Origin of the sequence: Nocardia sp. NBC_00403 (genome assembly GCF_036046055.1) — a bacterium.
Classification (GTDB): Bacteria; Actinomycetota; Actinomycetes; order Mycobacteriales; family Mycobacteriaceae; genus Nocardia.
Genome location: NZ_CP107939.1, coordinates 3,884,299 through 3,905,400 on the forward strand (window position 1 = coordinate 3,884,299; position 21,102 = coordinate 3,905,400).

19 protein-coding genes are annotated in these 21,102 nt (G+C 66.9%); 9 read left to right on the forward strand and 10 right to left on the reverse strand.

Annotation, left to right across the window (positions count from 1 at the left end; genetic code table 11):
- The first annotated feature begins 132 nt into the window (after window positions 1-132).
- Entirely contained in the window at window positions 133-585 is a 453-nt protein-coding gene (locus tag OHQ90_RS17145) for a universal stress protein (RefSeq protein ID WP_328411676.1), read from the forward strand.
- Window positions 586-694: 109 nt separating this feature from the next.
- Here OHQ90_RS17145 and OHQ90_RS17150 read toward each other — a convergent pair whose 3' ends face one another.
- The 3 genes from OHQ90_RS17150 to OHQ90_RS17160 form a co-directional block, all read right to left on the reverse strand.
- A complete protein-coding gene (locus OHQ90_RS17150; protein ID WP_328412907.1) occupies window positions 695-2,998 on the reverse strand; it encodes a HelD family protein in 2,304 nt (767 codons plus the stop codon).
- 86 nt (window positions 2,999-3,084) lie between these two features.
- The gene (locus OHQ90_RS17155) at window positions 3,085-3,432 is read right to left on the reverse strand and encodes an antibiotic biosynthesis monooxygenase family protein (RefSeq protein WP_328411678.1); all 348 of its coding nucleotides are present in this window, start codon (window positions 3,430-3,432) and stop codon (window positions 3,085-3,087) included.
- A 9-nt stretch (window positions 3,433-3,441) separates the two neighbouring features.
- Entirely contained in the window at window positions 3,442-4,785 is a 1,344-nt protein-coding gene (locus tag OHQ90_RS17160; RefSeq protein ID WP_328411680.1) for a diguanylate cyclase domain-containing protein, read from the reverse strand.
- Window positions 4,786-4,999: 214 nt separating this feature from the next.
- Here OHQ90_RS17160 and OHQ90_RS17165 point away from each other — a divergent pair, with 214 nt between their 5' ends.
- Window positions 5,000-6,187, forward strand: a complete 1,188-nt coding sequence (locus OHQ90_RS17165; protein WP_328411682.1) for a beta-ketoacyl synthase N-terminal-like domain-containing protein — start codon at window positions 5,000-5,002, stop codon at window positions 6,185-6,187.
- Between the two features lie 7 nt (window positions 6,188-6,194).
- Here OHQ90_RS17165 and OHQ90_RS17170 read toward each other — a convergent pair whose 3' ends face one another.
- Window positions 6,195-7,934, reverse strand: a complete 1,740-nt coding sequence (locus OHQ90_RS17170) for a sensor histidine kinase (protein ID WP_328411684.1) — start codon at window positions 7,932-7,934, stop codon at window positions 6,195-6,197.
- Window positions 7,935-8,070: 136 nt separating this feature from the next.
- On the opposite strand from OHQ90_RS17170, the gene OHQ90_RS17175 reads away from it, so the two are divergent.
- Window positions 8,071-8,973, forward strand: a complete 903-nt coding sequence (locus OHQ90_RS17175) for a sigma 54 modulation/S30EA ribosomal C-terminal domain-containing protein (RefSeq protein ID WP_328411687.1) — start codon at window positions 8,071-8,073, stop codon at window positions 8,971-8,973.
- A 16-nt stretch (window positions 8,974-8,989) separates the two neighbouring features.
- Here the strand turns inward: OHQ90_RS17175 and OHQ90_RS17180 are convergent, their stop codons facing one another.
- Complete coding sequence (locus OHQ90_RS17180; protein WP_328412909.1) at window positions 8,990-9,622, reverse strand: response regulator transcription factor; 633 nt, start codon at window positions 9,620-9,622, stop codon at window positions 8,990-8,992.
- A 237-nt stretch (window positions 9,623-9,859) separates the two neighbouring features.
- Here OHQ90_RS17180 and OHQ90_RS17185 point away from each other — a divergent pair, with 237 nt between their 5' ends.
- Window positions 9,860-11,977: an amylo-alpha-1,6-glucosidase gene (locus OHQ90_RS17185; RefSeq protein WP_328411689.1), complete on the forward strand. Its 2,118-nt coding sequence runs from the start codon at window positions 9,860-9,862 to the stop codon at window positions 11,975-11,977.
- 113 nt (window positions 11,978-12,090) lie between these two features.
- On the forward strand, window positions 12,091-15,117 hold the full coding sequence (gene uvrA, locus OHQ90_RS17190) for an excinuclease ABC subunit UvrA (protein WP_328411691.1): 3,027 nt from the start codon (window positions 12,091-12,093) through the stop codon (window positions 15,115-15,117).
- Window positions 15,118-15,217: 100 nt separating this feature from the next.
- Here uvrA and OHQ90_RS17195 read toward each other — a convergent pair whose 3' ends face one another.
- The 5 genes from OHQ90_RS17195 to OHQ90_RS17215 all read right to left on the reverse strand — a co-directional run bounded on the left by OHQ90_RS17195 (window position 15,218) and on the right by OHQ90_RS17215 (window position 18,276).
- Window positions 15,218-15,451: a hypothetical protein gene (locus OHQ90_RS17195; protein WP_328411693.1), complete on the reverse strand. Its 234-nt coding sequence runs from the start codon at window positions 15,449-15,451 to the stop codon at window positions 15,218-15,220.
- Between the two features lie 38 nt (window positions 15,452-15,489).
- The gene (locus OHQ90_RS17200; protein WP_328411695.1) at window positions 15,490-17,034 is read right to left on the reverse strand and encodes an FAD-dependent monooxygenase; all 1,545 of its coding nucleotides are present in this window, start codon (window positions 17,032-17,034) and stop codon (window positions 15,490-15,492) included.
- A gap of 60 nt (window positions 17,035-17,094) precedes the next feature.
- Window positions 17,095-17,715 carry a TetR/AcrR family transcriptional regulator gene (locus OHQ90_RS17205; RefSeq protein WP_328411697.1) on the reverse strand — a complete coding sequence of 207 codons (621 nt, stop codon included), beginning with the start codon at window positions 17,713-17,715 and terminating at the stop codon, window positions 17,095-17,097.
- Window positions 17,716-17,786: 71 nt separating this feature from the next.
- On the reverse strand, window positions 17,787-18,128 hold the full coding sequence (locus OHQ90_RS17210; protein WP_328411700.1) for a recombinase RecA: 342 nt from the start codon (window positions 18,126-18,128) through the stop codon (window positions 17,787-17,789).
- Between the two features lie 4 nt (window positions 18,129-18,132).
- Window positions 18,133-18,276 carry a hypothetical protein gene (locus OHQ90_RS17215; RefSeq protein WP_328411701.1) on the reverse strand — a complete coding sequence of 48 codons (144 nt, stop codon included), beginning with the start codon at window positions 18,274-18,276 and terminating at the stop codon, window positions 18,133-18,135.
- Between the two features lie 420 nt (window positions 18,277-18,696).
- Here OHQ90_RS17215 and infC point away from each other — a divergent pair, with 420 nt between their 5' ends.
- From infC to OHQ90_RS17235, 4 genes are all read left to right on the forward strand, one after another.
- Window positions 18,697-19,437, forward strand: coding sequence for a translation initiation factor IF-3 (gene infC, locus OHQ90_RS17220; protein ID WP_442941475.1), 741 nt, complete (start codon window positions 18,697-18,699; stop codon window positions 19,435-19,437).
- Window positions 19,438-19,496: 59 nt separating this feature from the next.
- Window positions 19,497-19,691, forward strand: coding sequence for a 50S ribosomal protein L35 (rpmI, locus tag OHQ90_RS17225; protein WP_328411703.1), 195 nt, complete (start codon window positions 19,497-19,499; stop codon window positions 19,689-19,691).
- A gap of 95 nt (window positions 19,692-19,786) precedes the next feature.
- On the forward strand, window positions 19,787-20,167 hold the full coding sequence (rplT, locus tag OHQ90_RS17230; protein ID WP_014983432.1) for a 50S ribosomal protein L20: 381 nt from the start codon (window positions 19,787-19,789) through the stop codon (window positions 20,165-20,167).
- Between the two features lie 38 nt (window positions 20,168-20,205).
- Window positions 20,206-21,003: a TrmH family RNA methyltransferase gene (locus OHQ90_RS17235; RefSeq protein ID WP_328411714.1), complete on the forward strand. Its 798-nt coding sequence runs from the start codon at window positions 20,206-20,208 to the stop codon at window positions 21,001-21,003.
- Window positions 21,004-21,102: the final 99 nt, after the last annotated feature.

Consider the following 21,102-nt stretch of genomic DNA (forward strand, 5'->3'; position numbering starts at 1 on the left):
AGTGTGATGTGTTGCGATTTCTGATATTTCCGACGGTTTTGCCGCTAGGGTCGAGCCCAGTCGCCGCGCCGGTGCCACGACTGATGGTGGTGCCGGACGTAGGCACCCGACCACCGCATAGTTGGAGGAGAGATGACCGCCTACCGGACCATTGTCGTCGGTACCGATGGCTCGGACTCGTCGTATGTCGCCGTCGAAAAGGCCGCCGCGCTGGCGGGCGACGGGGAAACGACGCTGGTCGTGGCCTGCGCGTACTACCCGACCGACGATCGCGATGTCGCGGCTGCGGCCGATGTGCTCAAGGACGAGGCCTACCAGGTGCGCGGCTCCGCGCCGACCAACGAGATCCTGCGCACCGCCAGGGACAAGGCCGCCGCCGTCGGCGCCAAGAACATTGTCGAGCGCTCCATCGTCGGCGAGCCGGTCGACTCGCTGCTCGCTCTCGTCAAGGAGGTGGAGGCCGATCTGCTCGTCGTCGGCAACCGGGGTCTGAACACCCTGGCGGGCCGCCTGCTCGGCTCGGTGCCTTCCGATGTCGCCCGCAAATCGCGCTCCGACGTCCTGATCGTGCACACCGTGCGCTGAAGGTAGTCCCGCGCAACGCGAACCTCGCCCGCTCCGGGCAGTTCGTGTCGACAGACCCGACCCCGTCGTTCCGGCCGAAGCCGCAACGACGGGGTTTCTCGTGTGTGCCCTATGCCAGCGCGTGCAGCACCGGCGGCAGCTCTCCGGTGTGGATGACGCCGAGGCGCTGGGTCGCGCGGGTCAGCGCGACATACAGATCGTTGAGGCCGCGCGGAGACTCCGCGAGAATCTGCGCGGGTTCGACCAGATACACCGCGTCGAACTCGAGGCCCTTCACGTCGTGCACGGTCAGCACGCGCACCGATTCGACTGCCAGCTCGGCGAAATCCGGGACCAGGTCGTGCGGAGCGATCACCGCGGTGGTGCCAGGTCCGGTCTCGGTGCCGACCAATCGCTCGACCTCGCTACGCAATCGGTTCGCGGTGACCGCGTAGGCGCGCGGTGGCTGCCCGGACTCGCGCACCGATCGCGGCGCCGCTGCGGTGGGGTCGATCGCGCTCAGCACGCCGGCGGCGACGTCCATGATCTCGGCCGGGGTCCGGTAGTTCACCGTGAGCTCGGTCAGCTTCCAGCGTTTGGCCACATACGGTTCCAGCATCGCCTGCCACGACGAGGCGCCCGCGGGGTCACCGGTCTGCGCTACGTCGCCGACGACGGTGATCCAGCGATTCGGGATGCGGCGCATCACCATTCGCCACGCCATTTCCGAAAGCTCCTGCGCCTCGTCCACGATCACGTGACCGTAGGTCCAGGTGCGGTCGCCCGCGGCGCGTTCGGCGGTGGTCTGACTGGCGCGCACATTCTGGCGTTCGGCGAGCTGGCCGGCATCGATCAGGTCATAGGCCATCAGGATCTCGGGATCGAGCTCGTCTTCCAGATCCTGTGGCGCCGAACCGGTCAGGATGTCGAGCGCGTCCTGCGCCTCGGCCAGCTGGGCCCGCCAGCGGCGCCGTGCGCGTTCGCGTTCCTCGGCGTCGTCGACACCGAGCAACTCGGCGAGCTCGTCGAGCAGGGGTGCGTCGGCTGCGCTGTATTCGCCATTATCCGACCGCACCAGCTCGGCACGGTCGGCAGGATCGAGGCTGCCGGCCACGCGATCGAGCCGCTTGGGGTCGGCGAGCAGGTCGGCGAGCACGTCCTGTGGCGACAGGATCGGCCAGAGCCGACCGATCGCCGCCTGAATCGCGGGATCGGTGCGCATCTCGTCGCGGATTTCAGCGAGATCGGTTCGGCTGAGCAGACTTTGGCCGCCGGACAGGTCGGCGCCCATGGTCTGGGCCAGCTGATCGGTCAGTGCGTCCAGCACCGAGCTCGCGAAGATCGGCCTGGCCAGGTTGTGCGGGCGGCGCGAGGAGCGGGCCCGGCCGCGGGCGCGGGTGGTGATCTTGCGATCCAGGATCACCGGGTAGCCGTCGAAGGTCAGGCGGATCGGCTCGGCGGGTATCTCCTGCCGATCGCGCACCGCCTGCTTGAGCACCTCGAGGATGGCGAGCGAGCCCTTGATCTCGCCGGCCCGCAGCGAGTCCTCCCGAGTGGCTTTCACCCCGGGATACAGGTCGCCGATGGTGGACAGCAGCACGCCGGTCTCGCCCAGCGAGGGCAGCACCTGGCCGATGTAGTCGAGGAAGGTGGCGTTCGGGCCGATGATCAGCACGCCGGACTTGGCCAGCTGCTGCCGGTAGGTGTAGAGCAGGAAGGCCGCGCGGTGCAGTGCCACGGCGGTCTTGCCGGTGCCGGGACCGCCCTGCACTACCAGCACGCTCTTGTGCTCGGAGCGGATGATCGCATCCTGCTCGTGCTGGATGGTCTCGACGATGTCGTTCATGTGGCCGGTGCGCGCGGCATTGAGCGCCGCGAGCAGCGCGCTCTCACTGCCGACGCCGCCGTCCGCGCCGGTGACGCCGGCCTGGTGCGCCGCTTCCAGATCGAGGTATTCGTCGTTGACCGCGGTGACTGTGCGATTGCGCGAGCGGATGTGACGGCGGCGGGTCACCCCGTCGGGCGTCGCGGTGGTGGCCAAATAGAAGGGCCGGGCAAGCGGTGCGCGCCAATCCAGCAGCAGCGTCTCGTAATCGTCTTGTTCGTCGAGGATTCCGAGCCTGCCGATGTAGCGGTATTCGCCGTCCTGATCGCCATCGAGGTCGATCCGGCCGAAACACAGGCCGTGTTCGGCGGCGTCGTACTTGGCAAGGTCCTCGTGGTAGAGCGCGCTGAACGATTCCCGCTCGCTGCGTGCCTGCGGGGTGCCGCCGGTTTCCAGCAGCACCGTGCGCAAGCGGTTGTTGGCATAGTCGCGCATGCCGTCGAGCCGGTCGTAGAGCACAGACAGGTAGGCCTGCTCCTGCTCGATTTCGCGGTTTCGCTCGGATGCGCCGTCGTGCGCGGCACGATCCTGAGTGAGACGGTCGGGCAAACTGAACTCCTTAGTCACCGCGATGAACCTGCGCACCCGCAGCGGACGAGTGCACGCGAACTCTGTAGAAAACAGAGTTGTCGAGTCTACTGCCGGTTCGGTGTGCTCGCCGTAACCGCAGGTGGGGTATCTGATGTCGCGTCGCCCACTATCGGGGCGAAGTGCTGCACAACCGGGAACGGGTCATAGAAGTGGTGTAACAGCTGCTGCCAGCGCTGATACCCGGCGGAGCCGCGAAATCCTTCGACGTGGTCCGCCAGTCGCTCCCATGCCACCAGGAGCAGATACGTGTCGGGCGTCTCGATACCGCGCGAGAGCGAGAGCGACCGAAATCCCGGCATGGCCGAGATGATCGGCTTCGCCTCGGCGAAGGCGGCCTCGAAGTCTTGGGCCTGTTCGGGACGGATGGAAAGCAGCGCGTGTTCGAGAATCATCGATGACCTTCAAGAGGCGTGGGTGTTGTTCGGCATGCGGCCGAGGGGGGTGCCGCTGTCCCGGTGCCCGGCCGGCTTGGCGCGGTACATCGCAAGGTCCGCGTCGTGCAGGACCGCCTCCGGTGTGCGGTGGTCGCCGGGGCTGAGCTCCGTGGCGCCGATCGAGGCGTTCACCTCGATGCGGTGTCCGCGCGCGATGATCGGCTCGGCCATGGACGAGCGCAGCCGAGTCACCAGCGTGTCGATGTCGACCCGCCGCGCCGGTCCGGAAAGCAGCACCAGGAACTCGTCGCCGCCGAGCCTGCCGACCAGGTCATCGCCGCGTAGCGCGCGCTGCAGCCGCTGCGCGACGATCTGCAGCACGGTGTCGCCGATCGCGTGGCCGAGGGTGTCGTTGATCGCCTTGAACCCGTCCAGGTCGATGAACAGCACGGTCGACACCGGAAGTGTCTCGCTGGTGGCGAGCGCGCCTGCGAGCTGGGAGAGGATCAGCGAGCGGTTGGCAAGTCCGGTCAGCGAGTCGTGCGTGGCCTGATACTCCAGTTGCCTTCTGCTGGCCCGGAAATCGGTGATGTCGGCGAAGGAGGATACGGCCGGCGAGGCCGGGTCGCCGGGGTTGAGCAGCCGGCTGCTTCCGGACAACCAGCGCCGCTGTCCGTCGTGGCGGTCGACGCCGAAGACGTAGCCGGTGATGGTTTCGCCGGTGGCGAGTGTCCGCGCGATCGGGTGGCGGGTCGCGGGCAGTGGCTGTGCGTTGGCGTCCAGCAGCAGCAGCGGCAGTTCGTCGATCGTCGCGCCGACGAGATCGCGGGCGCGTTCGTCGGTGCCGAAGATCCGCCGGGCCGCCGGATTGGCCGATTCGATGCGGCCGTGGCGGTCGATCACCACCACGCCCTCCTCCAGTTGGGAGACGACGGTGGTGAAGTACTGCTCGGCGCGCCGCTGCGCGTCCTCTGCGGCGCGCTGTGCGGTCAGGTCGTGTACGACCACCTGGTAGGCGAGATGGTCGTACCAGGCGGTGAGTACGGAGATCGTTTCGACGGGGACAGTGCCGCCGTCGAGACGTATAAGCGTCATCTCGGCGCGATCGGAGGCGTCGCCGGAGTTGGTCAGCGTGCTGATCCGCTCGATCATGCCGAGCACCGAGTGCGGATGGACGAACTGCGTGAGCGGTTTGCCGATCACATCGTCGACGCTGCCGGCGGCGAGCATCCGCGCCATGGCCCGGTTGACGTAGACGACGGTGCCACGTGCGTGCACACAGATGCCGTCCGGGGTGTGCTCGACCAGGGACTGGTAGCGCTGCGCCAGCTGCTCGGCCGCTACTGCGTCGTCTGCCTTGTTCTCACCCACTCGAACCCCCGATCGTCGACCCAATCATGGCCATTGGAACATGGGATTATTCTGACCTCGAGGTGTACAAGATCACACCGTCGACGCTATTGCTTCGATCACAGTTCGGGCACTTCATCGGGCCTTATCTGATGATCATTACAAACCCGATTCTCCGCGCACATCTCGAGCCGACATGCTGGTCGGACCGGAGGACCGGCGAAGGAGCGAAGCTATGCCTGGCTCAGTCGCGCAGACCGAAGCGCAATATCAAGATCATATGACGATCGCCGGAATCGGGGCGGTCAGCGGGTACGGCTGGGGCCGCGAGACTCTGTGGGAGGGGTTGCTCAGCGGCAAGTCGGCAGCGAACCTGCAACCCGGTTACGGTCTCGACCGTGACGAGCACGCCTGGGCGTCGCTGGTGCCCGACGGCGGCGATTACACGGTCAGTAACAGCCGCTACGGGCGCGCCATACACGAGTCGGCGCGCGAGGCGATCGCCGATGCGCGAGCGCGTGGCTGGCGGCCGGGCCGCACCGTCGGCGTGCTGCACGCGATCGTGCTCGGCGACGTCACGAACTGGCGTGACTTCTACCTTGTCGACCACGGCCATCGCCGCTCCCGCGACTACATGCGACTACTTCCCTCGACTCCGATCTCGGTATTGCAGCAAGAATTCGGCTTCCACGGTCCTGCGATGAATATCTCGGCGGCGTGCAGCTCGGCGAATGTCGCGCTGATCACCGCGAAGCTGTGGTTGGACGCGGGCGTCGCGGACGACGTGATCTGCATTGCCACCGATATGTCCGCGACGCCCGACATGCTCGAGCACTTCGTCCGCCTCGGCGCCGCGGTCGGCGATGCCGAACCGCTGGATGCCTGCCGTCCCTTCCAGACGGGTAGCCGCGGTTTCAGCATGGGTGAGGCGTCGGTGGCGTTCGTGCTGAGCCGTTCGGTGCGGCGCCCGTACGCGGCGATGCTGGGCGGGGGGATGACCAACGACGCGTACCACGTGGTTTCGGTGGACCCCGGCCACGATCAGATCTTCGACTGCGCACGCATGGCGTTGGCCGACGCCGATGTCACCCCCGCGGATGTCCGGTATTTCAACGCGCACGGCACCGGGACCAAACAATGCGATGTCGCCGAGCGGCATCTGCTCACACACCTGTTCGGCGACCGCCCGCACGTCTATGCGGTGAAACCACTCGCGGGCCACTGCCAGGGCGCGGCGGCGGCGGTCGAGGTGGCCGCGGCGGCGCTGGGATACGAGCGGGGCGTCGTGCCCGCCGCGCCGATCGTCGCGTCCGCGTACGAGCGGTTGCTCGACGGCCCGACGGAGTTCGAGGGTGGTGTCACGGTGAAGTTGTCGCTCGGTATGGGCGGCAACAATTCGATGGTGGTGCTCGGGCCGGTGTGAGCCCGGCTCATGGCAGTGGCACCGACCAGCTGAGGCGGGTCCCCGGTAGCCGGTCATCCGGATCGTCGGCGCGGCGGATATCGGGCCCGATGGTGAACTGTCCGTCCGACTTCTCGGCCCGCTGCTCCAGACTGCGCAACCCGCTGCGGATCACGTGATTCGGTATGCCCCAACCGTTGTCGGTCACCACGATGGTCAGATCGTCGGCCACACCGATTTCCACCGCGACCAGATCGCCGCCGGAATGCCGCACCGCGTTGCTCACCGCTTCCCGCACCACCGCCTCGGCGTGATCGGCGAGCTCGGCTTCCAGCACCGACAGCGGTCCGGTCACCTGAATGGTCGCCCGCAGTTCGGTATCGGCGGTCTGCTGCCGTATCGCCGCTTCGATCCGCTGCTGCAGCCCGGTGGCTTGGCCGCCGCCGTGCAGGTCGAAGATCGAGGTGCGGATCTCTTGGACGACCTCCTGCAGATCGTTGATCACGTTTGCCAGACGCTCGCGCACGCCCGGAGCCTCGGCCCGTGGCACCGCGCCCTGCAGAGTGAGCCCGATCGCGAAGAGCCGCTGGATCACGTGGTCGTGCAGGTCGCGCGCGATGCGGTCGCGGTCGGCGAGGATGTCGAGATCGCGCATGCGGCGCTGAGTGTCGGCCAGTTGCATGGCCAGCGCCGCCTGATCGGTGAATGCGGCGGTCAGCTCGACCAATTCGTCCGGGTACGGCGCGGAGCCCGCCGGGCGCACGGTGACCAACGCGCCGAGGGTGGCATCAGGCGTGCACAACGGAAGGATCAGCGCAGGGCCGACATCGGGCAGTGGCGCGCCGAGATCGACCTGCGCGGCATCGTCGAAGCGCAGCGGCGTGCGCCGAGTGAAGGCCTCGCCGAGCGCGGTGCCCTCGGTGTGCACGGTCCATCCGTCGTGGCCCGCACTCGGCCCGGACCACTGCGTGATCGACAACTCGGTGACCTCGCCGAGCCTGCCGTCGGCCCTCGCGGCGCTGGCCAGGAAGGACTGGTGTGAGCCGGTGAGGGTGCGGGCGTGGTCGACCACATGGGCGAGGACCAGATCTGGTTCGGTCCCGGCCAGAAATTCGGTGGCGATGTCTCTGGTCGCCTCGATCCACGCCTGCCGAGTGCGGGCGGATTCGTAGAGCCTGGCGTTATCCACCGCGATGCCCGCCGCGGCAGCCAGGGCCTGGACGAGCACATCGTCATCCTCGGTGAACGGATGTCCGCCAGCTTTCTCGGTGAGGTACAGGCTGCCGAAGATCTCGTCGCGGATGCGCACGGGGACGCCGAGGAAGGTGTGCATCGGCGGGTGGTGCGGCGGAAACCCCACCGACGCACGATGATTCGACAATTCGTCGAGGCGAAGCGGTCTCGGCTGGTTGAACACGACGCCGAGCACACCGTGCCCGGTGGGCAGCCTGCCGATCCGGTCGCGGGTTTCGTCGTCCATGCCCTCATCGATGAACTGGGTCACCTGCTGGTCGTGGCCGCGCACCGCGAGCGCACCGTAGCGGGCGTCGACGAGGCTGGTTGCCGTGTGCACGATGGTGCGCAGGGTTTCGTCGAGATCGAGTCCGGAGGTGACGGCGAGCATCGCCTCGACAAGACCGTCCATCCGGTCGCGCGAATCGATGATCAACTCGACGCGTTCCCTGACCTCGGAGAGCAGCTCCCGGAGCCGAAGTTGCGACAACGTGTCGCGCACCGAATACGGGCCGCTGCCGTTTTCTTCGGTCATCTCGGCTTCCTGTCCGTGCGGGCGCGTCACAGCGCTTTTCTCAGTCTAGTTGGCCGATCGAGGACTTTCGGCTCTGTTCACCGTGACCTTACGGTGATGAGGTGGGCGCACCGGGAATAGAAAGTAGGGATGTCCTATGAATTCGTCGGAGCTGGTGAGAGCGTCGGAATTGGTGGGCGAGACCGAGTTGGTCGGTGTGCCGGAGCTCATGGGCGGGCCGAAATCGGTCGGCGGGTCGAAGATGTTCGGCAGGACCGAGCTGTTGCGTTCGACCGAGCTGTGGGCGACCGCGGCCGACCCGGAACTCGCGGTGACGACGTGTGGTGCGGTGCCCCCAGCGGACGTGACACGGGCGGTGCGGGCGATCGGCCGGGTGTTGCGCCGCCATCACGTGGATTCGGCGGCGCGGGTGCGGGTCACGGTGCCGCCCGATGTCACCGAACCGACACTGGTACAGGCGAACATCCGCTTCCACGACACTCCGACCCGGGTGCAGGTCACCGGACCGCGTGGGTTCGCCGTCACTTTCGCCGTCGAACGGCTGGACCGGCAGATCGCCCGGCTGGCAACCAGTCAGGCGCGCCCTTTCCCCGATCCGGCTCGTCCACCACTGGCCAGGGTTACGGAGCTGCGCCCGATCGTTCGCAGGAAGTTTTGCGCGCTTTTGACCGGAACCCCGGCCGAGGCGACGGCAGTGCTGGACGCAATGGACTACGACGCCTACCTGTTCACCGATTCGGAAACCGGTGAGGACGCGGTCGTGCACTGGGAGGAGTCGCTGGGCGTGCGGCTGTCGCGACAATACGGGACGGCTGCGCCGCAGGCAGCAGCGGAGGTGGCATTGACGGTGAATTCCCTTCCGCTCACAGTGCATTCGGAACCGGCGCCCGCACTGAGCGAGGACGAGGCGGCGGCGCGGTTGTGTCGAGGGGGACTGCCGTTCCTGTTCTTCACCGATCCGGGTAACGGCCGTGGCCGACTGCTCTATCGCCGATACGATGGCGACCTCACGATCGTGGTCCCGGCGGGCACCGAGTAGCCGGGTAGGTCTTCGCCTAACTGTCGCGCAGTTTGGTGGCCAGCACCGCGGCCTGGGTGCGGCGTTCCATGCCGAGTTTGGCCAGTAGTCGGGAAACGTAATTCTTGACGGTCTTCTCCGCCAGGAACATTCGCGCCGCGATCTGGCGATTGGTCAACCCTTCGCCGAGCAGTGCGAGCAGTCTGCGTTCTTGTTCGGTGAGTCCGGCGAGCGGCCCATCGTTTTCGGTGCTGCTGTGCAAGCGCGCTTTGAGCGCGGCGGCTGCGCGGTTATCCAGCAGCGAGCGGCCCGCGCCGACTTCCTTTATGGCCGCGGCCAATTCCATGCCCTTGATGTTCTTGACGACGTATCCGCTCGCGCCGGCGAGAATCGCGTCGAGCATGGCGTGCTCGTCGGTGTAGGAGGTGAGGATCAGGCAGCGCAGGCCCTCGATATCGGCGAGCAGATCGCGGCACAGTTCGATGCCGTTGCCGTCGGGCAGCCGCATGTCGAGCACCGCGACGTCCGGCCGCAGCGCGTGGATGCCGATCATGGCCTGCGCGACATCGCCCGCCTCACCGATGACCGTGAGCTCGGGGTCGCTGTCCAACAGGTCGATGAGGCCGCGGCGGACGATCTCGTGGTCGTCGACGAGGAACACCTTGATCACGCCGCATCCTCCCTCGCTCGCGGGTTCCCGCGCCCTGCTCGGCGGGGCCTGCGCGCCCCGTTGTGCCACCTGCTCAAGGTAACTCGCCGGGCGCGCGTTGGGGATAGCGGAGCGCAATTCGGCGACACTGGATTTCAGCAATATTCGGCCAACGGCGCCGCTACCCATGAGCGGGGCGCAGACAGCGGATCCGCTGTCTGCCCGCCGCACAGAGCCGAGCATCGGTAGGCTGTAGGTGTGAGCAGCCCCTGGGGGGAAGGTGCGGGTCCGGGTGAGCCCGGGGCGGTCGAGGCAGGCGTCACCCTCGTCGAGGGCTCGACATTCTGCATCAGCGAAACCGGTGGCAGCATAAGCCCGCATCGTCAGGAGGGATTGTTCGTCCGCGACACCAGGGTGTTGTCGCGGTGGCGGCTCACGATCGATGGGGTGCTGCCACAGCCGCTCACCGTTCAGTATGCCGACCCCTACAGCGCGACCATCCTGGCCAGGACGGCGCCGAGCCCGGGCCGCGCCGACAGCACGGCGTTGGTGATCGTCGGGCGCCACGTCGGAGACGGCATGCGCGATGACCTGACTGTGCGCAACCTGTCCGGCGAACCCGTCCGCTGCGTGGTGGCGCTGGAAGTCGACGCCGATTTCGCGGACCTGTTCGAGGTGAAGGATGGCAGGACCGGTGACGGCGTGGTCACCAGCAGCAGCGCCGTCGACGGAGCGATCGAGATCACCAGGGCCGATCTGCGGGTGGGCGTCACCGTCGCCGCGGCGGGAGCAACCGCGCGCAATCGCGAATTGCGCTGGCAGGTGGACCTTCCCGGGCGTGGTGAATGGACCGCGTGCATCCAGTACCGGCCCGCGCTCGGCGCGGACCCGGTGACGCCGCGGTATGTGTGCGGCAGTTCCGTCTCGCTCAGCGAGCCCGCGCAGCGCTTACGCGACTGGTATGAGAATTCACCCACCGTGCACACCGACGACGAAACCCTCGCCGCGGTGTTGCAGCGCGCCGTCACTGATCTCGGGGCCTTGCGTATCTTCGATCCCGGCCATCCCCAGCGGGCTGTGGTCGCCGCGGGCGCGCCCTGGTTCATGGCGCTGTTCGGCCGCGACTCGCTGCTCACCTCGTGGATGGTGCTGCCGCTGGATCGCAGGCTCGCCGTCGGCACCCTACAGAGCCTGGCGGGCTTGCAGGGCAACGAGATTCGTTCGGCCACCGAGGAACAGCCCGGCCGGATTCCGCACGAGGTGCGGTTCGGGCGGGCGTCGACACTGCTGCTCGGCGGTGACACCGTCTACTACGGCACCGCCGACGCCACGCCGCTGTTCGTCATGCTGCTCGGCGAGCTGCATCGCTGGGGGCTCGATGCCGGGACCCGCGATGAGCTGCTGCCGCACGCCGATCGGGCGCTGGACTGGATCGCCGACTACGGCGACGCCGACGGAGACGGTTTCGTCGAATATCAGCGGTCCGCCGAACACGGGCTGGCCAACCAGGGCTGGAAAGACTCGTGGGACGGCGTGAACTTCATCGACGGCACCCTGCCCGACGCGCCCATCGCGCTTGCCGAGGTGCAGGGGTATGTCTATGCGGCCTACCTGGCACGGGCGGAGCTGGCGCTCGACGCGGGCGACCACGCCGCCGCGGATCGACTCCGCGCGAAGGCAGGCCGCTTGAAAGCCGCCTTCAACAAGGCATTCTGGCTGCCGGAACACGGCTGGTATGCGATCGGGCTCGATCGGGACAAGCGACCGATCGATGCGCTGACCTCCAATATCGGACACTGCCTGTGGACCGGGATCGTTGATGACGACAAGGCGGGCCTGGTCGCCGACCGCCTGCTCGCGCCCGAAATGTTCACCGGTTGGGGCATCCGGACGCTGGCAACGACCATGGGTGCATACAACCCGGTCAGCTACCACAACGGCTCGGTATGGCCGCACGACAACGCCATCTGCGCCGCCGGGCTGATGCGCTACGGGTACACCGAGCAGGCGAACCGGGTGATCGATGGGATGCTGGATGCGTCGAGCCGGTTCGGGCATCGGCTGCCCGAGTTGTTCTGTGGCTTCGATCGCACCGAGTTCGCGGCGCCGGTGCCCTATCCGACATCGTGCTCGCCGCAGGCATGGGCGGCCGCGGCGCCGCTGCTGTTTCTGCGCAGCATGTTGCGACTGGAGCCGGGCAGTGGTGGTTCGACCGGACCGGGCCCGGCCTCGATCGCGCCCGCGGTGCCGGACCGGTACCTGCCGCTGCGGGTCAACGGGCTGCGCGTGGGCTCGGATGTGCTGACGGTCACCGTCGACAGGGATGGCTGGCAGTTGCTCGGACTGTCCGGCGAGCGGCCTCGATCAGGGCGCTGAGCTGGGTGGGAACCGACCCCGGTCCGGCGCTCGGCGAAACTTGTCGGTGGGCGGGCCTAGCATGGCGGCGGGGGCACGTCTGAACACGTCTGAACACGGAGAAGGGACACCTGGTGGCGGAACGCCTCACTGTGCGCGGAGCTCGGGAGCACAACCTGAAGGGGGTCGACCTCGATCTGCCCCGCGACAGTCTCATCGTGTTCACCGGACTGTCGGGCTCGGGCAAATCGAGCCTGGCCTTCGACACGATCTTCGCCGAGGGCCAGCGCCGGTACGTGGAGTCGCTGTCCGCTTACGCTCGCCAGTTCCTCGGGCAGATGGACAAGCCGGATGTCGACTTCATCGAGGGTCTCTCACCCGCGGTGTCCATCGACCAGAAGTCGACCAACCGCAACCCGCGCTCGACCGTCGGCACCATTACCGAGGTCTACGACTACCTGCGCCTGCTCTACGCGCGTGCGGGCACTCCGCACTGCCCGGTATGCGGCGAGCTCATCGCCAAGCAGTCGCCACAGCAGATCGTCGACCAGGTGCTCGCCATGGAAGAGGGCATCAAGTTCCAGGTCCTCGCGCCGGTGGTGCGCACCCGCAAGGGCGAATTCGTCGACCTGTTCGATCAGTTGAACACCCAGGGCTACTCCCGGGTCCGGGTCGACGGTGTTGTCCATCCGCTGTCGGATCCGCCGAAGCTGAAGAAGCAGGAGAAGCACGATGTCGAGGTCGTGGTCGACCGGCTCTCGGTCAAGCCGAATTCCAAGCAGCGGCTGACCGATTCGATCGAGACGGCGCTGCGGCTCGCCGACGGCATCGTGGTGCTCGATTTCGTCGATCGCGACGAGCACGCACACGACCGCGAGCGCCGCTTCTCCGAACGCCTGGCCTGCCCCAACGGGCATCCGCTCGATATCGAGGACCTGGAGCCGAGGTCGTTCTCGTTCAACTCGCCCTACGGCGCCTGCCCGGACTGCACCGGTCTCGGCATCCGCAAGGAGGTCGACCCGGATCTGGTGGTGCCGGACCCGGAGCTGAGCCTGGCCGACGGTGCGATCGCGCCGTGGTCGCGCGGCCAGACCGCCGAATACTTCAACAGGCTGCTGTCGGGCCTGGCCGAATCCGTCGGCTTCTCCATGGACACGCCGTGGCAGGACCTGCCGCTCAAGGCGCGCAAGGCGGTGCTGGAGGGCAGCTCGGATCAGGTGCATGTCTCCTACACCAATCGCTACGGCAGGAAGCGTTCGTACTACGCCGATTTCGAGGGCGTGATGCCATTCCTGCAGCGGCGCATGGAGAGTACCGAGTCCGAGCAGATGAAGGAGCACTACGACGGGTACATGCGCGATGTGCCGTGCCCGGTCTGCAACGGCGCCCGGCTGCGCCCGGAGATCCTCGCGGTCACCATCGCCGCGGGCGGCGAGCGGAAGTCCATCGCGGATGTCAGCGAGTTGTCCATCGCCGACTGCGCCGACTTCCTGAATTCGCTGACCCTCGGTGAGCGGGAGACCGCGATCGCCGGGCAGGTGCTCAAGGAGGTGCAGGCACGGCTCGGGTTCCTGCTCGATGTCGGGTTGCAGTACCTGTCGCTGTCGCGGGCGGCGGCCACGCTCTCCGGTGGTGAGGCGCAGCGCATCCGGCTGGCGACCCAGATCGGTTCCGGCCTCGTCGGTGTGCTCTACGTGCTCGACGAGCCCTCGATCGGACTGCACCAGCGCGACAATCGTCGGCTCATCGAAACCCTCACGCGGCTGCGCAATCTCGGCAACACCCTCATCGTGGTCGAACACGACGAGGACACCATCCGTGCCTCGGACTGGGTGGTCGACATCGGTCCGCTGGCGGGCGAACACGGTGGCACGGTAGTGCACAGCGGTCCGTACCAGGAACTGCTCACCGAGCCGAATTCGCTGACCGGCGCCTACCTTTCGGGCCGGGAGCGGATCGAGGTGCCGCTGGTGCGGCGCCCGGTCAGCAAGAAGCGTCAGCTCACCGTGGTCGGTGCGAACGAGCACAACCTGCGGGGGATCGACGTCAGCTTCCCGCTCGGCGTGCTCACCTCGGTGACCGGGGTGTCGGGCTCCGGCAAGTCCACCCTGGTCAACGACATCATGGCGACCGTGCTCGCGAACAAGCTCAATGGTGCGCGACAGGTGCCGGGCCGGCACACCAGGATCAATGGTCTCGACGAGCTGGACAAACTGGTGCAGGTGGACCAGTCGCCGATCGGCCGCACGCCGCGCTCGAACCCGGCCACCTACACGGGCGTGTTCGACAAGATCAGGACGTTGTTCGCGGCGACCACCGAGGCGAAGGTGCGCGGCTACCAGCCGGGCCGATTCTCCTTCAACGTCAAGGGCGGTCGCTGCGAGGCGTGCTCGGGTGACGGCACGCTGAAGATCGAGATGAACTTCCTGCCGGATGTGTATGTGCCGTGCGAGGTGTGCCATGGGGCGCGCTACAACCGCGAAACCCTCGAGGTTCATTACAAGGGCAAGACCATCGCCGAAGTGCTGGACATGTCCATCGAGGAGGGCGCCGAATTCTTCGAGCCGATCACCTCGATCCACCGCTACCTCAAGACACTGGTGGACGTGGGCCTCGGCTACGTCCGTCTCGGCCAGTCCGCGCCCACCCTGTCCGGCGGTGAGGCACAGCGGGTGAAGTTGGCCGCCGAGCTGCAGAAGCGTTCCACCGGTCGCACCGTCTACATCCTCGACGAGCCGACCACCGGCCTGCACTTCGAAGACATCCGCAAGCTGCTGCTCGTCATCAACGGCCTGGTCGACAAGGGCAATACCGTCATCGTCATCGAACACAACCTGGACGTCATCAAGACTTCGGACTGGGTGATCGACATGGGCCCGGAGGGTGGCTCCGGTGGCGGCACCGTAGTGGCCGAAGGGACTCCGGAAGATGTTGCGGCCGTTACCGACAGCTACACCGGGCAGTTCCTGCAGCACGCGCTGACCGACGCGACGGCGCCGAAGACTCCGGCCAAGAAGGCCGCGAGGAAAGCACCGACCAAGGCCGCCGCGGCCAAGGAAGCGTCGAGCAAAGCCGCGCCGGCCAAAACCACAACAACCAAGATCGCCGCCCCGAGCGCCGCCGCCAAACGCGCCTCGCGCAAGGCTGCCGCACTGCGCTGACGATCAGGCAGTCCGAGGACAGTGAAATGCTGGCAACGAGCCTTGCTCCGAGCCACCATTTCACGACCCTCGAACCGGCACCGGTGGCGGACGAGCGAGATCAGCGGTTCGCGACGGTATGGATCAGGTCGGCGAGTTCCTTGTGCTTCGACCACATCGGCCAGTGGCCGGTCGGCAGTTCGAGGTAGTCGGCACCGATGCGGACGCGCTCGTCGAGCATTGTAGGCGCGTCCGCATCACGCATCTGGTCGCCGACGGCAGCGGTGAAGCTACGGCAGATCAGCGACGAGGCGATGGCAAGACGTTCGGTGCGTTTGCTGAGCTTCGGCGGCACCGCGGCGATGGTGGCAGGTTCGGAAACCGCCCGCTGTATCAGGGGTGTCGCGGCGAACCGAACCACCGAAGCAGCGCGTCACGCAGGCGATCCGCGTTGCCGCGTCCGGCCTCGTTCGCGACCCAGGCGACGTATCCATCCGGTCGGATCAACAGTGCCGAAGGGGCGTCGAGACCGGTTGCGGCGACGATGTCGACCCGGTCGGCCCAGCCGTGCGCGGCGTCGGCGAACTCGGTGCCAGCGGTCAGGTCGAGCAGCACGGGGCGCGCTTTGTGCAGTAGGTCGGCGACTCGCGTACTGCCGTGCGATGTTTCGATGACCAGCTCCGGGACCATTCGTCCGGCGAGGTGATGACCGTCGCCCACGTCGTAGCGGACGTCGGATCCGGCGAGTAGTTGCGCGAGGTGTGCGATGTTGTCGGGCGATTCGAGCAGTTCGCCGAGCAGCGTGCGCAGCGCGGTGATCTCGGGGCCGGGCGCCATCAAGGTGGTCTGGGCGAGCGACTGCATCATGACACGTTCGCCGACCGGGTAGCGCTCGGTCTGGTAGCTGTCGAGCAGACCCGATGGGGCCCAGCCGTTGATGTGTCCGGCGAGTTTCCAGCCGAGATTGGCCGCGTCCTGAAGTCCGAGATTGAGCCCCGGCCCGCCCATGGCGGAGTGCACATGGGCGGAATCGCCGACCAGGAATACATTCCCGTCGCGGTAGCGGTCGGCTTGGCGAGTGTTCTGACCGTCCATCCTGCGCAGCGCGTGCGGGCCGGCACCGATGGGCGGTTGGATCGGTAGGTCGACACCGAGGACTCGGCGCGTGCTCGCCCGCAGCTCATCCAGCGTCATCGGGGTGTTCTCCTGGACCGGCTCGGTGTCGAACTCCATGGTTGCGATGAGCGGCCTGCCAGGGTCGAGCTCGGCGAAGACGAACCCGCCGCGCTCGAGGCGGTTGTGTCCGACCGGCAGTCGGCCGAATCCGGGAACCTCGAGGCCACCATCGGCCGAGCGCAGCTCCGCAGGCAGGCTCACATGCGCCATCCGGGTCAGTGTGGTGGCGAATGTGGTTCCGGGGAAATCGATTCCGGTGCACTTGCGCACAAAGCTCTTGCCGCCGTCGGCCCCGATCAAAAATGCGGTTGTCAGCTCGTAGTGACCCTCGGGGCCGGCCACGCCGATCGTGACGCGGCCGTCCTGTTGAGTCAGCTCGGTCAGCTCATGCCCCCACCTGATGTCCACGCCGAGCCCGAGCGCCCGCTTTTCCAGCAGCCGCACCAACCTGGGCTGGGGGAGCAGCATCGCGTACATCGGATTGTCTTGCAGCGTGGCAAAGGACATCGGTATGCCACTGAATCCATATCCGGGAATCGGCTGCGGCGCGCCGGGCGCGCCACCGAACTCGTGGTACAGGCCCCGCATATCGAGTAGCCGAATCACCTGGCCGACAAGGCCGTTGGCCTTCGGCTCGGCGCTCGGCTCGGTGAGTTTGTCGAGCACGATCGGGCGCACACCGGCCAAGGCGAGCTCACAGGCGAGCATGAGCCCGTTCGGTCCGGCACCGGAAACAACAACGTCGACAGATATTTCGGGCATGACGAATACACCTCTTTGTCACTGGTTTTTGTGTGTTGCGGTTCTTGCTGTGCGGCGCGGTCAGCCGTGGACAGCAGGTTCGGGTAGTCCGGCGGCGACCTGTTCGATTCCGCGGCGTAGGAGGGTGGTGAGCAGCAGCGGTGGATCGGCGTGTATGTATGTCTCCGTCGCGGCCTGATAGACGCCGCCGAGCACGCCCGCAACCAACCGCGGATAGAGGTCACGCTCGGGATCGGTGCCGGTGCGCTCCGCGATCACCTCGACCCAGTCGTCGAATACACCTTTGGACACCGCGATTCGGGTCTCCGGCGCATCGAGCAGTTCACGAACCATCGATAGTTGTTCGGTGGTCGGGGGCGCGGCCCCGACACCGTCGGCCTCCAACGGCTCCAACACCGCCGCGCCGATCGCGCTCCAGAGTGGTTCGCCCGCAGGACGATTCCGCAGCGCGATCAGGCTGCGCTGGATCCGCTCGATCTGCCGATAGGCCAGCGCCTCGTACTTGCCGGTGAAGTAGTTGTTGAAGGTGCGCACCGACACCCCCGCTCGCGCCGCGATGTCGTCGCGCGTCACGTTCCCGAGGCCACGCTCCATCGCCAGCTCGAGCGCGGCGTCGCTCAATGCTTTGCGGGTATCGAGCTTCTTGCGCTCTCGCAGACCGAGTACCTGTTCCTCCGGCATGACATCAGCGTACCGATAAAAGTGCCCGACGGGCAAGATTTCCCGCCGGGCAAAATTATTGAGGTGCTGGATCAGTAAACCGGGCCGGTGTACTTCTCGCCGGGCCCTTTGCCTGGCTCGTCGGGATGCGCAGAGGATTCCCGGAAGGCGCGCTGCAAAGACTGCAGGCCGTCGCGGTAGGGGCCGGCGTGCGGGCCGAAGTACTCGACGGAGGAGGTGACCAGGCCGGCGAGGGCGGTGATCAGACGGCGGGCCTCGTCCAGATCGCGGTGTGGGCTGGTGTCCGGGTCCGCGTCGCCGAGCCCGAGCTTCTCCGCCGCCGCACTCATCAGCATCATCGCGGCGCGGCTGATCACCTCGACCGCCGGGATGTCGGCCAGTTCGCGGACGGTGGTGTCGGGCTGTTCAGTCATGGGATCAGGCTAGCGAGGCTGTCCGCAGCAGTCGGAGCTGGCCGATCTCGGCGGCGTTCTTCATCGGTTCGGCGTTCACCCAGCCGGCCGGATGTGCCATTGTCAGCGCCGCGTCGGCGGGCCATGGATACCCGGAGGGCTTGTCCAAGTCGCTCTGTGAGCCTGCTCAGTACGCCGGGCCAGTCCGTGCGCAGGCCGCGTAGCCACGGCAATGGCCTGGTCGCTGACGGAACTTCACGTCGAGGCGCTGCGGCACGACGACTGGACACGGGCAAGTGATCAACGGGGCGATTCGGCGATAGCGAGCGGGAATGTTAGACTTCTCGCCGACGACCGCCCTCGGCTTGCCTTGGGCTGATAAGTGGAGCCCGACTCCCACCGTTGCCGACGAGCAATCGTACAGGTCATACGGTCCGGTCACCCGTCCTTCCAGGGCGGGTTTCTTGTGCAGGGATGCTTTGCGCGGAGAGCGATTCGCCGCGGAGGAGCTGATGAGCACAGGGGTCGACGCGAGCGCCGTTGGCGCGCGATGTCGGTGGCCGGTCGACTCGGGCCCCGTTGCGGAGAAATACCGCACCGGGGCTTTTGTGTTGAACAAGGGGTTGCATTTATTGCACGCGGTTGTCAGACGACATCGCTTGACCTAGGAGGCCCCATCAGCACTGAGACCCGCATCAACGATCGCATCCGTGTTCCCGAGGTTCGACTCATCGGACCCGGCGGTGAACAGGTTGGGATCGTGCGTGTTGAAGATGCACTACGCGTCGCCCTCGAGGCCGATCTTGATCTGGTCGAGGTGGCTCCAGACGCTCGTCCACCGGTCTGCAAGATCATGGACTACGGCAAGTTCAAGTACGAGACAGCGCAGAAGGCGCGCGAGTCTCGGAAGAACCAGGTGCAGACCGTCATCAAGGAGCAGAAGCTCCGCCCCAAGATCGACGACCACGACTACGAGACCAAGAAGCGCAACGTTGTGCGCTTCCTCGAGGCCGGTTCCAAGGTCAAGGTGACGATCATGTTCCGTGGCCGTGAGCAGTCGCGCCCCGAGCTGGGCTTCCGACTGCTGCAGCGGTTGGCCTCCGACGTCGCCGAGCTCGGTTTCGTCGAGACTTCCGCCAAGCAGGACGGTCGCAATATGACCATGGTCCTCGCGCCCCACAAGGGTGCGAAGACGCGTGTGAAGGCGCAGGAAGAGTCGGCGGCCCGGTCGCAGCCTGCCCCGCGCGCCGCTGCGCCTGCCGCAGACACGCAAGCCGCTCCTGCAGCGGCGGCCCCCGCGGCACCGGCCGAGTCGGCCGAGTCGCAGTAACAACGATCAGCACCGGCGGTCCGCGCAGGGCCGCCGGTACGACACAGATAGAGGAATCCATGCCGAAGATGAAGAGCCACAGCGGCGCGTCGAAGCGGTTCAAGGTGAGCGGTCGCGGCAAGCTGCTGCGTCAGCAGGCCAACCGTCGCCACCTGCTCGAGCACAAGTCCACTCGTCGGACTCGTCGTCTGGATGGCACGGAGTCCGTCGCGTCCGTTGACGTCCCCCGCGTCAAGCGGCTGCTCGGTCTCTGAGACCAGCAGCATCCGCGATCCGGATTCCGGACGCCGACCACCGACCAACTCCGGGGCGCACGCAGACGCCCCCTAGATCGACAAAGGACTGACCCATGGCACGCGTCAAAAGGGCCGTCAACGCTCAGAAGAAGCGTCGTTCCATCCTCGAGGCCTCCAAGGGCTACCGCGGACAGCGCTCGCGCCTGTACCGCAAGGCCAAGGAACAGCAGCTGCACTCGCTCACCTACGCCTACCGGGACCGCCGGGCGCGCAAGGGTGACTTCCGCAAGCTGTGGATCGCCCGCATCAACGCCGCGGCGCGCCTCAACGACATCACCTACAACCGCTTCATCCAGGGCCTGAAGGCTGCCGGTGTCGAGGTCGACCGCAAGATCCTGGCTGAGCTCGCTGTCTCCGACGCCGAGGCGTTCGCCGGCCTGGTCGCGGTGGCCAAGGCCGCCCTCCCGCAGGACGTCAACGCCCCGGCTGCCTGATTCGCCGCTGCGTGACGACACAGCATTCGGAACGACCCGTGGACGCGCTCTCCGAGCGCAACCCGCGGGTCGTTTCCGCTGTCAAGCTCCATCGTTCCGTTGCCCGCCGCAAGAGCGGACTGTTCCTCGCCGAGGGGGCGAATTCGGTTGCGGCCGCGCTGGATACGGGGCGGGTGCGGGAGCTGTTCTATTCGGCCGGTGCCGCGGTGCGCGAGCACGAACTGGTTGCCTCGGCCGTCGGTCTGGGGGTGCGGACCACGCTGGTGAGCGACCGGGCGGCGCAGCATCTCGGTGAAACCGTCACCGCCCCTGGACTTGTCGCGGTATGCGAGCTGATCGATGTGCCGCTCGACGAGGTGCTGGAGGCGGGGCCGCGGATGCTGGCCGTGCCGGTCGAGATCGCCGAACCGGGTAACGCGGGCACGCTGATTCGGGTGGTCGACGCGGTGGGCGCCGATGGTGTGGTGCTGGCGGGGGAGACCGTCGACCCGCACAACGGAAAGTGTGTGCGCGCGAGCGCGGGCAGCCTGTTCCATGTGCCGATCGCTCGTAGCCGGGATGTCGGGGAAACCCTGGATGCTCTTGCGGCAATGGGGATCACGATCCTGGCCACCGCTGCCGATGGTGAGGTCGACCTCGACGATGCCGATGATTTGTTCACCGGCCCGGTCGCCTGGCTGTTCGGCAACGAGGCCCACGGGTTGGACCCGGCCGTCGCCGCGCGCGCCGATCACCGGGTGCGGATCCCCATTCGAGGCCGCGCGGAGAGCCTGAACCTGGCCACAGCGGCGTCGATCTGCCTCTACGCGAACTCCCGCGTCCGCTACGCGAACTAACCAGCCGATCCGGTCGCGCACAGTTCGTTGTTGCCGCGCACAGGGTATAGCTTGTGCGAGGGTGTCACTGGTTATGCGCTAGCTTCCTGGCTGTGCGCC

Coding starts and splice junctions, on each gene's coding strand:
- OHQ90_RS17175 (WP_328411687.1), top strand. CDS start 8,071: ATGAATTCGTCGGAGCTGGTGAGAGCGTCGGAATTGGTGGGCGAGACC.
- rplT (WP_014983432.1), top strand. CDS start 19,787: ATGGCACGCGTCAAAAGGGCCGTCAACGCTCAGAAGAAGCGTCGTTCC.
- OHQ90_RS17165 (WP_328411682.1), top strand. CDS start 5,000: ATGCCTGGCTCAGTCGCGCAGACCGAAGCGCAATATCAAGATCATATG.
- OHQ90_RS17145 (WP_328411676.1), top strand. CDS start 133: ATGACCGCCTACCGGACCATTGTCGTCGGTACCGATGGCTCGGACTCG.
- OHQ90_RS17210 (WP_328411700.1), bottom strand. CDS start 18,128: ATGACTGAACAGCCCGACACCACCGTCCGCGAACTGGCCGACATCCCG.
- OHQ90_RS17200 (WP_328411695.1), bottom strand. CDS start 17,034: ATGCCCGAAATATCTGTCGACGTTGTTGTTTCCGGTGCCGGACCGAAC.
- rpmI (WP_328411703.1), top strand. CDS start 19,497: ATGCCGAAGATGAAGAGCCACAGCGGCGCGTCGAAGCGGTTCAAGGTG.
- OHQ90_RS17170 (WP_328411684.1), bottom strand. CDS start 7,934: ATGACCGAAGAAAACGGCAGCGGCCCGTATTCGGTGCGCGACACGTTG.
- OHQ90_RS17155 (WP_328411678.1), bottom strand. CDS start 3,432: ATGATTCTCGAACACGCGCTGCTTTCCATCCGTCCCGAACAGGCCCAA.
- OHQ90_RS17205 (WP_328411697.1), bottom strand. CDS start 17,715: ATGCCGGAGGAACAGGTACTCGGTCTGCGAGAGCGCAAGAAGCTCGAT.